13 protein-coding genes are annotated in these 13,781 nt (G+C 38.1%); 7 read left to right on the plus strand and 6 right to left on the minus strand.

Annotation, left to right across the window (positions count from 1 at the left end; all coding sequences use genetic code 11):
- Positions 1 to 19 precede the first annotated feature (19 nt).
- From PP182_RS07915 to ychF, 5 genes are all read right to left on the minus strand, one after another.
- Positions 20 to 976 carry a sterol desaturase family protein gene (locus PP182_RS07915; RefSeq protein WP_272650811.1) on the minus strand — a complete coding sequence of 319 codons (957 nt, stop codon included), beginning with the start codon at positions 974 to 976 and terminating at the stop codon, positions 20 to 22.
- Between the two features lie 93 nt (positions 977 to 1,069).
- The gene (mscL, locus tag PP182_RS07920) at positions 1,070 to 1,504 is read right to left on the minus strand and encodes a large conductance mechanosensitive channel protein MscL (protein WP_272650812.1); all 435 of its coding nucleotides are present in this window, start codon (positions 1,502 to 1,504) and stop codon (positions 1,070 to 1,072) included.
- Between the two features lie 12 nt (positions 1,505 to 1,516).
- Complete coding sequence (locus PP182_RS07925) at positions 1,517 to 4,201, minus strand: DNA gyrase/topoisomerase IV subunit A (protein ID WP_272650813.1); 2,685 nt, start codon at positions 4,199 to 4,201, stop codon at positions 1,517 to 1,519.
- Between the two features lie 23 nt (positions 4,202 to 4,224).
- Positions 4,225 to 6,087 (minus strand): DNA topoisomerase IV subunit B, encoded by a 1,863-nt coding sequence (locus PP182_RS07930; protein ID WP_272650814.1) that lies wholly within the window; start codon positions 6,085 to 6,087, stop codon positions 4,225 to 4,227.
- 115 nt (positions 6,088 to 6,202) lie between these two features.
- Positions 6,203 to 7,297 (minus strand): redox-regulated ATPase YchF, encoded by a 1,095-nt coding sequence (gene ychF, locus PP182_RS07935; RefSeq protein WP_272650815.1) that lies wholly within the window; start codon positions 7,295 to 7,297, stop codon positions 6,203 to 6,205.
- A 164-nt stretch (positions 7,298 to 7,461) separates the two neighbouring features.
- Here ychF and speB point away from each other — a divergent pair, with 164 nt between their 5' ends.
- Positions 7,462 to 8,244, plus strand: a complete 783-nt coding sequence (gene speB, locus PP182_RS07940; protein WP_272650816.1) for an agmatinase — start codon at positions 7,462 to 7,464, stop codon at positions 8,242 to 8,244.
- A 31-nt stretch (positions 8,245 to 8,275) separates the two neighbouring features.
- Here the strand turns inward: speB and PP182_RS07945 are convergent, their stop codons facing one another.
- On the minus strand, positions 8,276 to 8,629 hold the full coding sequence (locus tag PP182_RS07945; RefSeq protein ID WP_272650817.1) for a 4Fe-4S dicluster domain-containing protein: 354 nt from the start codon (positions 8,627 to 8,629) through the stop codon (positions 8,276 to 8,278).
- A 134-nt stretch (positions 8,630 to 8,763) separates the two neighbouring features.
- Here PP182_RS07945 and PP182_RS07950 point away from each other — a divergent pair, with 134 nt between their 5' ends.
- The 6 genes from PP182_RS07950 to PP182_RS07975 all read left to right on the plus strand — a co-directional run bounded on the left by PP182_RS07950 (position 8,764) and on the right by PP182_RS07975 (position 13,504).
- Positions 8,764 to 9,828 carry an acyl-CoA reductase gene (locus PP182_RS07950; protein WP_272650818.1) on the plus strand — a complete coding sequence of 355 codons (1,065 nt, stop codon included), beginning with the start codon at positions 8,764 to 8,766 and terminating at the stop codon, positions 9,826 to 9,828.
- A gap of 70 nt (positions 9,829 to 9,898) precedes the next feature.
- Positions 9,899 to 10,963: a 3-phosphoserine/phosphohydroxythreonine transaminase gene (serC, locus tag PP182_RS07955; protein ID WP_272650819.1), complete on the plus strand. Its 1,065-nt coding sequence runs from the start codon at positions 9,899 to 9,901 to the stop codon at positions 10,961 to 10,963.
- Between the two features lie 4 nt (positions 10,964 to 10,967).
- A complete protein-coding gene (locus PP182_RS07960) occupies positions 10,968 to 11,918 on the plus strand; it encodes a D-2-hydroxyacid dehydrogenase (protein ID WP_272650820.1) in 951 nt (316 codons plus the stop codon).
- Positions 11,919 to 11,985: 67 nt separating this feature from the next.
- Positions 11,986 to 12,618, plus strand: coding sequence for a DUF937 domain-containing protein (locus PP182_RS07965; protein WP_272650821.1), 633 nt, complete (start codon positions 11,986 to 11,988; stop codon positions 12,616 to 12,618).
- A 67-nt stretch (positions 12,619 to 12,685) separates the two neighbouring features.
- Positions 12,686 to 13,156: a DUF6146 family protein gene (locus PP182_RS07970; protein WP_272650822.1), complete on the plus strand. Its 471-nt coding sequence runs from the start codon at positions 12,686 to 12,688 to the stop codon at positions 13,154 to 13,156.
- A 30-nt stretch (positions 13,157 to 13,186) separates the two neighbouring features.
- Positions 13,187 to 13,504: a DUF6787 family protein gene (locus PP182_RS07975; protein ID WP_272650823.1), complete on the plus strand. Its 318-nt coding sequence runs from the start codon at positions 13,187 to 13,189 to the stop codon at positions 13,502 to 13,504.
- Positions 13,505 to 13,781: the final 277 nt, after the last annotated feature.

Genomic DNA, 13,781 nt, shown 5'->3' on the forward strand with positions numbered 1-13,781 from the left:
TTTTATTTGGTAAAACTAATTAATTAGGTCGACTAAAGACCACTTCCGGGTTGGCGCTTTTATGCTCTTGAAATAGTCGTTGTTGCTGTTTAACCGTTAAAGTACTGCCATCATGGCTCCAACCCGGAGGACCAAAAATATACATCAACTTATGGGAAAGTTTTTTGGACTTCTTTACATCGTTCCAAATATCCTTAAACTCATGGGTTAAAATAACGAGAGGATTGTATGATTCCGGGGCATGTATAACTCCAAATTGTACTTCAACGTCATCGTCCAATTCTTTCCAAGTACCGAATATTTTATCAAAGATATTTAAGAATCCACCGTGATTTTTATCGAGGTATTCCACATTTTGGGAGTGGTGTACCTGATGCATGGTATGTGTATTAAAAATCTTTTCTATCCACCCCATTTTTGGGACATATTTGCTATGTAATTGGAATTGCCAAAAAGATTCGATGGCTAGACAAAAAATTACTACCTCAACGGGGAAACCTATGGCCGGCATCCACATGTAGAAAAAAGGCTTATATAATAAAGTAAACCATCCATTTCTAATGGCGGTACCTAGGTTAAAATGATCGGATGAATGGTGAACAATATGTGCTGCCCACAAAATTCTTATCTCATGGTTTGCCCTATGAAACCAATAGTAGGTGAAATCATCAGCCAATTGACACAACAAAAAAATGTACCATGCATACCCAAAGGACTTATATCCCATTATATTGGTTCTAACCCCATCAACAAGAGGGTTAAATAGTTCATAGGTATAGTTAAAAACTACAATTAAAACGGTGACCTTAATTAGCGGACCAAGAATAGCCGAACCAATTCCCATAGCCCCACTGGCCATTAGGTCTTTCCAAACGTATAAATCCTTATCTCCATGTGTATGGCTATAGGTTAATTCCAATAAAATAAAGGCTATAAAACAGGGTACGCCGTAAATAAGGGGATTTGTAAGGTCCATTTAAAATTGAATTTCGCCAAATATAGTTATAAAACGTTCTTAAGCCGTGGATATAGAATAATTAGTATTTATTGAACTATAAGTCTCATGGAATTATACCTTATTCTGATTTTTAAGAATGGTATTCTGTTCTTTCATTAAGCGTTCCAAATTTGATAAAAGTTCAATATTTTTAGGTGTTTTTACCTCTTGGTTCGTAGGATCTTCCGACTTTTCTTTAAACCTATTAATAAATTTTAGCATAATGAAAATGGTAAAGGCAATGATTCCAAAGTCGATGATAACTTCCAATAACTCACCATAACCAATTGCGACTTCCTCCACATTCACCATGGACTCCCTAAGAATCCACTTTTTATTGGCTAAGTTTACATCATCGGTCATTAAGGATAAGGGAGGCATTATTACCTTTTTTACTAAGGTATTCACCACATTGTTAAATGCAGTCCCAATAATGATTCCGATAGCCATGTCTATCATATTGCCTTTCACGGCAAAATCCTTAAACTCCTTAAATAGACCTTTCATTATTAAAATTGTTTAAAATAAGGTCGTTTGCGATTCATCATCATCTTTGTCTTTAGAATCCTTTTTATTTACTGTTTTAGAACCTTCATCTGTATTATCCCCTGAAGATATATTTTCCTCATCAACGACTTCTATATTTTCCGCGCGCTCCGGTTCATTCTCTTCATAAGGCAGGGAATCCATCAAGTTAATATTTTTTACTTTTTCCGAGGTCAATTGATTTCCCATAGCCTTTATTCCCTTTACCGCTATAAAATCCTCCAATTCAACAATTAAGCTTTCCTTTGGGTCCTTTCCTCTGGGTTTAGGGAACTCGACTTCGACCACTGGCAGCCAATCCGTTGAAACGATTTCTAAATATGATTTTGGGTGTTCGGTAATAAAGTTTTCCTCTTTATTCTCGTTTTCGATTAAAAATCGTTTTACGTAGAAACGCTCTTTCTCGCCCTCCCAGTAGATGGCCGAAATCGGCTTTTCGGGATTATATTTTTCTAAAACAATCATGTTCTCATCGAAATGTGAGGTTAACACAGGCTGGATTGTCTTTGCAATTCCTTTTTGAGTAATTATCAATAACAAATCGTCACCTCTAAATTCACCTATCAGCTCTCCCCTTCCGTCAACATTTAACCTTCGCACAACGTCATCGAACCAGATTTTCCTGGGTTTAAGCGTGGATACCCCTTTCTCTTTTAGCTCTATACGCTTAACTGAATACTTTGTAACAATGTTTCCTTTGGCCCCTCTACCCTTTATAATTACATCCGCAAAATCGATATCCCATTTTAGTTTTTTGATACTACCTGCTTGCCTTAAGTTTACGGTTACGACTTCAGCCTCACCATTTGGGTTTGCGGAAAAATATAATACTTGTGAATTAGGGGTGCCCGCAGTTAAGTCATAGGTCTTATCCCGTGTCATGGAAGTCACATTAAATCGCTTAATGTAGGATGCCCCTCCCTTTCCATCCTTATAAATGAGGTTATAGGTGGTCCTCTTGTCTTTTTTCTTAAAAACCGCTACATGAATAATGTTCTTACCGATAAAAGTTTTGGAATCTACCTTGGTCACCTGCATATTACCATCCTTGGTAAAAACAATGATATCGTCAATATCACTACAATCGGTAACATATTCATCGCGCTTTAGCGAAGTACCTATGAAGCCTTCTTCACGGTTTACATAAAGTTTGGTATTTCTGATGACCACCTTTGTGGCTTCAATATCATCAAAGATGCGTATTTCGGATTTACGATCTTTACCTTTCCCGTAGGTATCCTTTAGATTCTTGAAATAGTCAATGGCAAATTCCACCAAATGTTCCAAATGATGTTTCACTTGAGCTATTTTCTCTTCTAAGGAATCGAGGTTCTGTTGCGCCTTGTCCAAATCGAACTTTGAAATTCTTTTAATGCGAATTTCCGTTAACCGAACAATATCGTCCTCGGTCACTGCTCTTTTTAAATGTTTTGTATAGGGCTTTAACCCCTTATCAATGGCTGCAATGACACCCTCCCAGGTTTCTTCTTCCTCTATATCGCGATAAATCCGATTTTCTATGAATATCCTTTCTAACGATGCAAAATGCCATTGCTCCTCCAATTCCGATAATTGAATTTCCAATTCCTGCTTTAACAACTCTACCGTAGCATCGGTAGAACGTCTTAGCATTTCCGTAACCCCAATAAACAATGGTTTATTATCCTCTATGATACAGGCCAATGGAGATATTGAAGATTCACAAGCCGTAAAAGCATAAAGGGCATCTATGGTTTTATCTGGTGAAATTCCGGAAGGTAAGTGAACCAATATTTCTACGTCCGCGGCTGTATTATCCTCAATTTTTTTGACTTTAATTTTCCCCTTATCGTTAGCTTTAAGAATAGAGTCAATTAAAGAAGAAGTATTGGTGCCGTAGGGTATTTCGTTGATAACCAATGTATTTTTGTCTAATTGAGATATTTTAGCCCTTACCCGAACCTTACCTCCCCTTAGGCCATCGTTATAATTACTAACATCTATTATTCCCGATGTTGGAAAATCGGGGAACAGTTTAAATTTGTGACCTTTTAAATGCTTTATGGAAGCATCTATAAGTTCAATGAAATTATGAGGTAAAATTTTAGTGGAAAGTCCTACTGCAATACCCTCTGCCCCTTGGGCCAATAACAGTGGGAACTTTACCGGTAAATTTACCGGTTCTTTCTTTCGTCCGTCATAACTCAATTGCCATTCGGTTATCTTTGGACTATAAACAACTTCTAGGGCAAATTTTGAAAGCCGAGCTTCAATGTATCTGGAAGCCGCGGCACTATCTCCTGTGAGTATGTTACCCCAGTTCCCTTGGGTGTCAATCAATATATCCTTTTGACCAATTTGGACCATGGCATCAGCAATACTCGCATCTCCATGGGGGTGATATTGCATGGTATGCCCCACCACATTGGCTACCTTATTGTAACGACCGTCATCCAATTCCTTTAAGGAATGCATTATTCTTCGTTGAACAGGCTTAAATCCATCTTCGATAGCTGGAACGGCCCGCTCCAGAATCACATAAGAGGCATAGTCCAGAAACCAATCCTTGTACATTCCCGTAACCTTTGTTAAGGCGTCGGATGTATCGTCGTTGATCGGTTGCTGACCATCTGATAGATTGTCGTTCTGGTCGTCGTTCAATTCTTCATTTTCTTCCATTCAGAAGCAATCGTATTTCTAGTTTATTTTTGATTTTCCTCAACAAGGTCAATCTCTACTTTTAAGTTTTCTATGATAAATTCCTGTCGATCAGGTGTATTTTTACCCATATAAAAGTTCAATAGCTCTTCGATGGACATGGCTTTATCCAACATCACAGGCTCCAATCGTATATCGTCACCAATAAAATGCTGGAATTCGTCAGGAGATATTTCTCCTAATCCCTTAAATCTAGTTATCTCAGGTTTTCCAGAAAGCTTATTTATGGCCGCTCTACGCTCTTCATCACTATAACAGTAAATGGTTTCTTTTTTGTTCCGAACCCTAAATAATGGTGTCTGTAAAATGTATAAGTGATTTTCCTTGATCAATTCAGGAAAAAACTGTAAGAAGAAAGTAATTAACAACAATCTAATATGCATGCCATCTACATCCGCATCCGTAGCAATTACAATATTGTTATATCGCAAATCTTCCATGGACTCTTCAATATTCAAGGCGGCCTGCAAAAGATTAAATTCCTCGTTCTCGTAAACAATCTTTTTGGACATACCATAAGAATTCAATGGTTTACCCCGAAGACTAAAAACCGCTTGCGTATTTACGTCCCGCGATTTGGTTATGGATCCAGAAGCTGAATCACCCTCAGTTATAAAAAGCGTACTGTCCAGACGATTGTCTTTTTTCATATCGCCAAGGTGCACCCTACAATCCCTTAATTTCTTGTTATGAAGACTTGCCTTCTTCGCCCTGTCCCTGGCCAGTTTTCGTATACCGGAAAGTTCTTTTCTTTCCTTTTCTGCCATAATGATCTTTCGCTGGAGCTTATCCGCAACTTCAGGATTCTTATGCAGGTAATTATCCAAATGCTTACCGACAAAATCATTGATATATGTCCTAACTGTTGGGAAATTTCCTCCCATATCCGTTGAACCCAGTTTTGTTTTTGTCTGACTTTCAAAAACGGGCTCCATTACTTTTATGGAAATGGCCGAGATAATGGACTTGCGTATATCGGAAGCATCATAATTTTTTCCATAAAAATCACGAATGGTCTTTACAATTGCTTCTCTAAATGCAGCTTGATGCGTTCCCCCTTGGGTGGTATGTTGTCCGTTGACAAAGGAGTGATATTCTTCACTATACTGCGTCTTACTATGGGTTATGGCCACTTCAATATCATCGCCTTTCAAATGAATCACAGGATACAACATGTCTTCCATGTTATTATTATCCTCTAGTAAATCCTTTAGTCCATTTTCAGAATGAAATTTTTCCCCATTAAAAACTATGGTTAGACCTGGATTTAGGTACACATAGTTTTTGAGCATGCGTTCCACATACTCATTTCTATATTTGAAGTTTTTAAAGATGCTTTCGTCCGGGGTAAAGGTGACCTTTGTTCCCTTTCGTTTTGATGAGTCTTCCGGTCCTTCCTCATTATCAAGATTTCCATAACTAAACTGGGCCGTTTTTACCTGATTATCCCTTGAGGATTGTACTTCGAAAAAACTGGACAGGGCATTCACCGCCTTGGTACCTACACCATTTAGTCCAACAGATTTTTTAAATGCTCGGCTGTCATACTTACCGCCCGTATTCATTTTGGAAACGACATCCACCACTTTCCCTAAAGGTATACCACGCCCGTAGTCCCTTACCTTTACTACTTTGTCCCGGATACTGATATCAATTGTTTTACCCGCACCCATGACAAATTCATCGATACAGTTATCGATTACTTCTTTCAAAAGTATATAGATACCATCGTCAGCAGAAGAACCGTCCCCGAGTTTACCAATATACATACCAGGCCTTAATCGGATATGTTCTTTCCAATCGAGCGAGCGTATATTATCTTCGGTATATTGAGATTCTTGGGACATTTAACTAAAAATTATGAAAGTGTTGCTAAAGATAGTATGACTCTCATTAAGATAAAACCCCTATTCCTTAAAGTAATTAACAATAGAAAGCCTTCTATTGTTGATATATATGTGGCTATACGTTAAATCTGAAATGCATAACATCGCCATCTTTAACAATGTATTCTTTTCCTTCCACCCTCATTTTTCCGGCTTCCTTGACCTTGGCTTCACTTCCATACTTAATATAGTCGTCATAAGCGATAACCTCTGCACGTATAAATCCTTTTTCAAAATCGGTATGTATAACCCCAGCTGCCTGTGGCGCCGTAGCACCTATGGGAATCGTCCATGCCCTGACTTCCTTTTCACCAGCAGTAAAATAGGTTTCCAAATTCAACAATCGATAAGCACCACGTATAAGTTTTGCCGAGCCAGGCTCTTCTAGGCCCAAATCCTCCAAAAACATTTGTCGTTCTTCGTAAGTCTCCAATTCTGTAATATCAGCCTCAGTACCTACGGCAAGAACAATAACTTCAGCGTTTTCATCCGATACTGCAGTACGGACCTTATCTACATAGTCGTTTCCGTTTGTAGCGGATTCCTCATCTACATTACATACATACATCACGGGCTTATCTGTAATAAATTGCAAAGGCTTTACATATTCCGAACGATCGTCCTTTGAGATATCTATTGCCCTGACCGAAATCCCGGATTCCAACCCATTTTTAAGCGCCATGAGTACAGCTTCTTCTTTTTGTGCCTCTTTATTACCTGTTTTTGCAGCCCTTTTAACCTTTTCCAATTTTTTGTCCACCGTTTCCAAGTCCTTTAACTGAAGCTCCATATCTATGGTTTCCTTGTCTCGGATTGGATCTACACTTCCATCCACATGAACAATATTATCGTTGTCAAAACATCTTAACACGTGCAAAATGGCATCAGTCTCTCTAATGTTTCCCAAAAATTGGTTTCCAAGACCTTCCCCCTTACTGGCTCCTTTTACCAATCCGGCAATATCTACAATCTCCACAGTAGCCGGTAAAACCCTTTCCGGATTCACCAATTCTTCCAACTTTTCCAAGCGGCTATCGGGAACGTTAACTACCCCAATATTGGGTTCAATGGTGCAAAAGGGAAAATTTGCACTTTGCGCTTTTGCATTGGACAAACAATTAAAAAGTGTCGATTTCCCAACATTGGGCAATCCTACGATTCCTGCTTTCATCGATAATTTATTTTATAATCAGCCCCTCCTAAGCGGGAAGCTTTTAGATAGTTTAGCTTAAACTCTAGTAATTTGAGCTTATACTTTAATTTTTAAAATTGGCTGCAAAGATAGTTTTTCCTTTATATTTAGAATCCTCTTTTTGTATAATGAATTGGAACAGTATGGGACAAATAATACTTCAGGGAATTTCTTATGACAAAAAATCTTCCTACCTCAGAGGCCCGGCCATGGCCCCTTCATTAATTCGAAGGGCTTATAATAGTGATTCTGCCAATTATTTTTCGGAATCCGGCTTGGAAATCCTACCGGAATTGTTTGACGACAAAGGTGATTTTGAGATAAGTAACTATTTTGATATCGAAAAAATAACTGCTGAGAACCTTAAAAAGAACACTCCCATACTAACAATGGGAGGGGACCACTCCATTACCTTTCCAGTTTTAAAAGCATTGAATGCGGTTTACGGACCGGTAGACATATTACATATCGATGCCCATGCCGATCTTTATGCGGAATTTGAGGGAGACAAATATTCCCATGCCTGTCCTTTTGCACGTATCATGGAAAATAAATTGGCCTCTCGATTGGTGCAAGTGGGGCTAAGAACGCTTTCTGAACACCAAAGAGCACAAGCCCGTACTTATAGTGTGGAAATTATTGAATCCAAAGATTTTCAAATAGACAAAATCCCAAAATTCAAAAACCCAATTTATTTATCCATGGATATAGATGCGCTAGATCCAGCTTTTGCTCCGGGAGTTTCACATCATGAACCTGGTGGACTAAGCACGAGAGAGGTCATCCGTATCATACAAAACATACAGGCGCCTATTTTGGGGGCGGACATTGTAGAATATAACCCTAAGCGAGATATCAATGATATGACCGCCATGGTGTGCGCAAAATTGTTAAGGGAAATCGCTTCGAAAATGCTTCAAATCTAATGCTAGAGCAGAAATTTATCCTATCGATAATTTAGTCTTCCGGATGCATAAAGGCCTGTTTTGCCAATAGCGTTTCTTCGGACTCTTCATGGTCCTCATCGGGAACACAGCAGTCAACGGGACAAACGGCTGCACATTGCGGTTCTTCATGAAATCCCATACATTCCGTACACTTATCGGGTGCTATATAGTAAACTTCATCACTTATAGGTTCTTGAACATCTTCTGCATTTACAGATTTACCGTTAGGCAATACCACATCACCCTTAAGTGAAGTTCCATCCCCATAACGCCATTCATCAGCTCCTTCATAAATTGCAGTATTAGGACATTCCGGTTCACAGGCCCCACAATTTATACATTCATCTGTTATTATAATTGCCATAATCTTAATTTAAAGAATTTTAAGGCTGAAAACCTATATCACGCATAGTTAAGCCAAGTATTCAGCACTGTTATTCACAATAGAATCTTACTTTTGCACAAAAGTAATCCCTAGTAAACTTGTATACAAATATAATGGTACAACAACTTGAAACTATAAAAGCTTTTGTTAAACTCGGAGAATTTCTGGGCAACTATTGTGAATATACCAATGGGAAAACTGTTTTTGATGGTGAGATTGAATCGAAATTTCAAGATTTGGACCAAATTGTGAGCCTTGCAAGAAGTCATAACGGTTGGTTTACCAAGAACAATATTACTTACGCTTTTGAACAATGGTCGAGCCAATTGAATCAAGAAAATTTTGACCAATGGCTATCTGGTTATGAACTGGACAAAAATACCAAGAAAACTGTTGCCATAATTATGGCGGGAAATATACCCATGGTAGGATTTCACGACTTATTGGCCGTTTTGGTGACGGGCAACAAAGCATTGATTAAATTGTCCAGTAACGACAAGTTATTACTGCCCTTCCTTGCAAAATTGTTAATATCCGAAGCACCAAAACTGAAAGATAAACTGATTTTTACCGAAGAAATACTTACAGAATTTGATGCTGTAATTGCAACGGGAAGTAATAATACTGCCCGTTATTTTGAGTATTATTTTGGAAAGAAACCCAACATCATTAGAAAAAATAGAAATTCGGTGGCGGTTCTTCAAGGAAATGAAACAAAAGACCAATTAAGCCTACTCGGCGAAGATATTTTTAGATATTATGGTTTGGGTTGCAGAAGTGTCTCTAAGCTAATGGTACCCCAAGGATATAATTTCGATGATTTCTATACCGCTGTCCATACTTTTAAAGATGTTGTAGATGAAAACAAATATGCTAATAATTATGATTACAACAAGGCCGTTTATTTAATGAGTGAGTTTAAATTTTTGGACAACGGCTTCTTAATCTTAAAAGAAGATGAAGGCTACGGTTCTCCTATAGCCTCCATTTTTTATGAACGTTATGAGTCGGTAACTTCGTTAAATGAAAAATTAAATAAAGATTCGGAAAAAATACAATGTATCGTTGCTTCAGGATTTAGGGATGACGAGATTGCATTTGGTCAATCACAAAAACCGACTTTATGGGACTATGCCGATGGCGTTGACACTGTTGAATTCCTGTTAAAAATATCCTAGAATAAATGTGTGGAGATTATTCTTAATCAATAGAAATTTCTGACCTTTAACCTCTTAATCAATTAAAAAAATGAAGAAACATAATTTTAGTGCAGGTCCCTGTATTCTACCCAAGGAAGTTTTATTGAAGGCTTCAGAAGCGGTTATGGACTTAAACGGATCTGGACTTTCATTAGTAGAGATTTCACATCGAAGCAAAGATTTTGTAGCCATAATGGAGCGTGCCCGTTCCTTGGCCCTGGAATTATTAAATCTGGAAGGTAAAGGTTATCAAGCACTCTTTTTACAAGGTGGCGCCAGTATGGAATTTCTAATGGTTGCCTATAATCTACTGGAAAAGAAGGCAGGATATTTAAATACTGGAACTTGGAGCGATAAGGCAATAAAAGAAGCTAAGCTGTTTGGTGAAGTCGTTGAAGTTGGCTCTTCCAAGGATGAAAACTTCAATTATATCCCAAAAGGATATTCAGTTCCTTCAGGTCTGGATTATTTGCACCTTACCTCTAACAACACCATTTACGGAACTCAGTTTAAAAAATTTCCAACTACAGATGCTCCTTTGGTTTGCGATATGAGTTCTGACATATTCTCTAGGGTTTTGGATTTTTCCAAATTTGATTTGATTTATGCCGGCGCACAAAAAAATATGGGTCCGGCAGGGACTACTTTAGTGGTAGTAAAAGAGGATATTCTTGGAAAGGTTTCAAGAAAAATACCATCGATGCTAGACTACCAAGTACATATTAACAAAGAGAGCATGTTCAACACCCCACCCGTGTTTGCCGTATATACTTCGATGCTAACGTTGGAATGGTTGAAAAACTTAGGAGGTATTGCCGCTATAGAGGAAGAGAATGAGAAAAAGGCACAACTCCTCTATTCAGAGATAGATTTAAACCCAGTTTTTGATGGTTATGCAAACAAAAATGACCGATCAATTATGAATGCCACGTTTAATTTATCCGAGGAGGGCCTTAAGGACACCTTTGATGAAATGTTGAAGGAAGCTGGTATAAATGGATTAAATGGGCATCGTTCAGTAGGGGGATATAGGGCGAGTATGTATAATGCGCTTTCCTTAGAAAGCGTGGGCGTATTGGTCGATATTATGAGTGAAATGGAACGCAAAGCTTAAATTGATGAAAATATTGGCAAATGATGGAATATCCAAAATGGGTATTTCCCTTTTAGAAGAAAATGGGTTTCAAGTATTAACAACAACGGTGGCTCAAGAACAACTAGGTAACTATATTAATCAAAATCAGGTGACCGGTTTATTGGTACGAAGTGCCACCAAAGTCAACAAAAACTTGATTGATGAATGCCCTGGATTAAAACTCATAGGACGCGGTGGAGTTGGTATGGACAATATCGATGTCGACTATGCTAAAAAGAAAGGCATTCATGTAATTAATACGCCTTCTGCATCTTCCCTTTCTGTGGCGGAATTGGTTTTTGCCCATCTATACGGTGGCGTACGTTTTCTATATGATGCCAATAGGAATATGCCGTTAGAGGGCGATAGCAGGTTTAAGCAGTTGAAGAAGTCTTATGGCAAGGGTAAAGAGCTTGCCGGAAAAACTTTGGGCATCATTGGCTTTGGTAGGATTGGTCAGGCAACTGCCAAGTTAGCGCTTGGTGCTGGCATGAAGGTACTATTCTTTGATCCCGTTTTAGATAAGGTATCCTTAACCCTAACATTTTTTGATGGGCAAACCGTTACTTTTCATTTAACAAAGACCGAAAAAGAGGAACTTCTCAAAGAATCGGACTTTATTACCGTTCACGTACCAGCACAAAAAACCTATGTCCTGGGGAAAAAGGAATTTGAACTTATGAAAGACGGTGTCGGTATCATCAATGCGGCACGTGGCGGCGTTATAGACGAGGTTGCTCTAGTAGATGCCCTTGAAAGCGATAAGGTTTCCTTTGCGGGTATGGACGTCTACGAATCCGAGCCCAACCCAGAAATTAGGATATTAATGCATCCCAAGATTTCGTTGACCCCCCATATTGGAGGAGCCACCAATGAAGCCCAGGACAGAATAGGTTTGGAATTGGCCGAACAGATAATTTCATATTTAAAATAGTGCTCTATTGCATAGATTATGAACTCTTTTCGTACATTTCGAGAAGAACATTAAATTAACTATTAAAATGGCAGGATTATTAGATTTATTAAATAGCCCAATAGGGAAACAAGTAATTAGCGGTGTCGCTGGACAAACCAATCAACCTGAAAGCAAAACAGCCGATGTTTTAAGCATGGCCATGCCCTTAATTTTAGGTGCAATGAAGAAAAATGTAAAATCTTCTAACGGTGCAGAAGGTTTAATGAGTGCATTGAACAACAAGCACGATGGTAGTATTTTGGATAATTTGGGTGGATTGTTTCAAGGCGGAGTTGATGATTCCGTAATGAGCGACGGAGCAGGAATCCTTGGTCATGTATTTGGAGGAAAGCAACCTCAAGTCGAGAATGCACTAAGTCAAAAATCCGGATTGGACGCAGGAGCAGTAAGTCAAATTCTCAAAATAGCCGCACCTATTGTTATGGGATATTTAGGAAAAGAGACTGCACAGAACAAAGTAAACGATTCCTCTAGTATGAACGCCTTGTTGGGAAGTATGCTAGGCGGGCAACCACAGCAAAACCAAAGCCTTATCACTACTTTATTGGATGCTGACGGTGATGGCAGCGTTTTGGACGACGTAGCAGGAATGGTTATGGGGAGTAATAAAAAGAAAGGCGGACTAGGAGGACTTTTAGGAGGACTCTTTGGCAAATAGCTATTTTTTAACCTTATTTAACTAAAGCCGTTTGAATTTCCAAACGGCTTTTTTGTATTTTAAGAATATGAAAAAGAAGGTTTTACTTAAAAGAATATTCATGCCCATTGGCATACTCTCCCTCGCCTTGTTATTGGTTTACTGCGGTAGCTCGAAAGAAACCATTTCTATTTCCGATCAAGAGAAAGAACTGTTCAATGAGGAGCAGGGGGATACCATTAAAATTGTAAACGAAGCAACCGAATATGAAATATTGATCATAGAACCCGGATTCAATACTTGGTTAAATTCAATAGCCAGGCCCGAAGGATACTATTCACAGTCCTTTTTGGAAAACAGAAATAGATTAATGGTACTAGAGTGGAATCAACGTGTTATACAACCTGGTCTTTATAACCCTAATCTATATGAACTACAAATCAACTATCAGAGAAATATAGATTATGGTTACGAAGTAAATTATAAGCTTTATAACTACTTCATTTATTTTCAAAGAAAGTACAATCAACGATTAGGTCCTTTTTTACCAAGGATTTAGGTTTTATCTTTGTCCCAGATCATAAGTTGTATGCAAAAATTAAAGGAGCGTTGGGGTATTCAGTCTAATTTTCAGCTAATAATTGTATTTTTTGTATTTGCCATTACTGGTTCTTCTTCGGTCTATGTAGCAAAACCTTTTTTAAAACTGATTGGTCTTCAATTTGAACATTTTCCTGACACTTGGTGGAGTCCTTTAATCTATTGGACGCTGCGTATCTTACTCATTTTTCCCTTTTATCAAATTCTTCTCGTCGCCTACGGTTGGTTGTTCGGACAATTCAAATTCTTTTGGAATTTTGAGAAGAAGATGCTAAAAAGAATGGGTTTGGGGTTTTTGTTTAATTAATTTAATATTTCATTAACAGGTCCTTCCCTGTTTCAATTGTTAGCTTTGTTCTATGTGGTGGAAGAAGAAAATAATTTTCCCTTTTACATCTATAATCCTTATAGCTTGCCTTTTTACACCCTATTTTATAAAAATAGGTCACGGCATATTTGAACATAAGGAATTACGCTGCGTCGATAAAGGTGAACTACATATTCATGAAATTGAATTTGACTGTGACTTTCACAAGTTTCAAATATCTTCATTATTTTATCTAGATTTTGAGCGGCCGGAGCTT

The organism is Maribacter sp. PR1, assembly GCF_028464145.1.
Lineage (GTDB): Bacteria > Bacteroidota > Bacteroidia > Flavobacteriales > Flavobacteriaceae > Maribacter.

Bases quoted from the DNA above. Each gene is read 5' to 3' on its own strand.
- PP182_RS07915 (WP_272650811.1), bottom strand. From the start codon at position 976: ATGGACCTTACAAATCCCCTTATTTACGGCGTACCCTGTTTTATAGCC.
- mscL (WP_272650812.1), bottom strand. From the start codon at position 1,504: ATGAAAGGTCTATTTAAGGAGTTTAAGGATTTTGCCGTGAAAGGCAAT.
- PP182_RS07925 (WP_272650813.1), bottom strand. From the start codon at position 4,201: ATGGAAGAAAATGAAGAATTGAACGACGACCAGAACGACAATCTATCA.
- PP182_RS07930 (WP_272650814.1), bottom strand. From the start codon at position 6,087: ATGTCCCAAGAATCTCAATATACCGAAGATAATATACGCTCGCTCGAT.
- ychF (WP_272650815.1), bottom strand. From the start codon at position 7,297: ATGAAAGCAGGAATCGTAGGATTGCCCAATGTTGGGAAATCGACACTT.
- speB (WP_272650816.1), top strand. From the start codon at position 7,462: ATGGGACAAATAATACTTCAGGGAATTTCTTATGACAAAAAATCTTCC.
- PP182_RS07945 (WP_272650817.1), bottom strand. From the start codon at position 8,629: ATGGCAATTATAATAACAGATGAATGTATAAATTGTGGGGCCTGTGAA.
- PP182_RS07950 (WP_272650818.1), top strand. From the start codon at position 8,764: ATGGTACAACAACTTGAAACTATAAAAGCTTTTGTTAAACTCGGAGAA.
- serC (WP_272650819.1), top strand. From the start codon at position 9,899: ATGAAGAAACATAATTTTAGTGCAGGTCCCTGTATTCTACCCAAGGAA.
- PP182_RS07960 (WP_272650820.1), top strand. From the start codon at position 10,968: ATGAAAATATTGGCAAATGATGGAATATCCAAAATGGGTATTTCCCTT.
- PP182_RS07965 (WP_272650821.1), top strand. From the start codon at position 11,986: ATGGCAGGATTATTAGATTTATTAAATAGCCCAATAGGGAAACAAGTA.
- PP182_RS07970 (WP_272650822.1), top strand. From the start codon at position 12,686: ATGAAAAAGAAGGTTTTACTTAAAAGAATATTCATGCCCATTGGCATA.
- PP182_RS07975 (WP_272650823.1), top strand. From the start codon at position 13,187: ATGCAAAAATTAAAGGAGCGTTGGGGTATTCAGTCTAATTTTCAGCTA.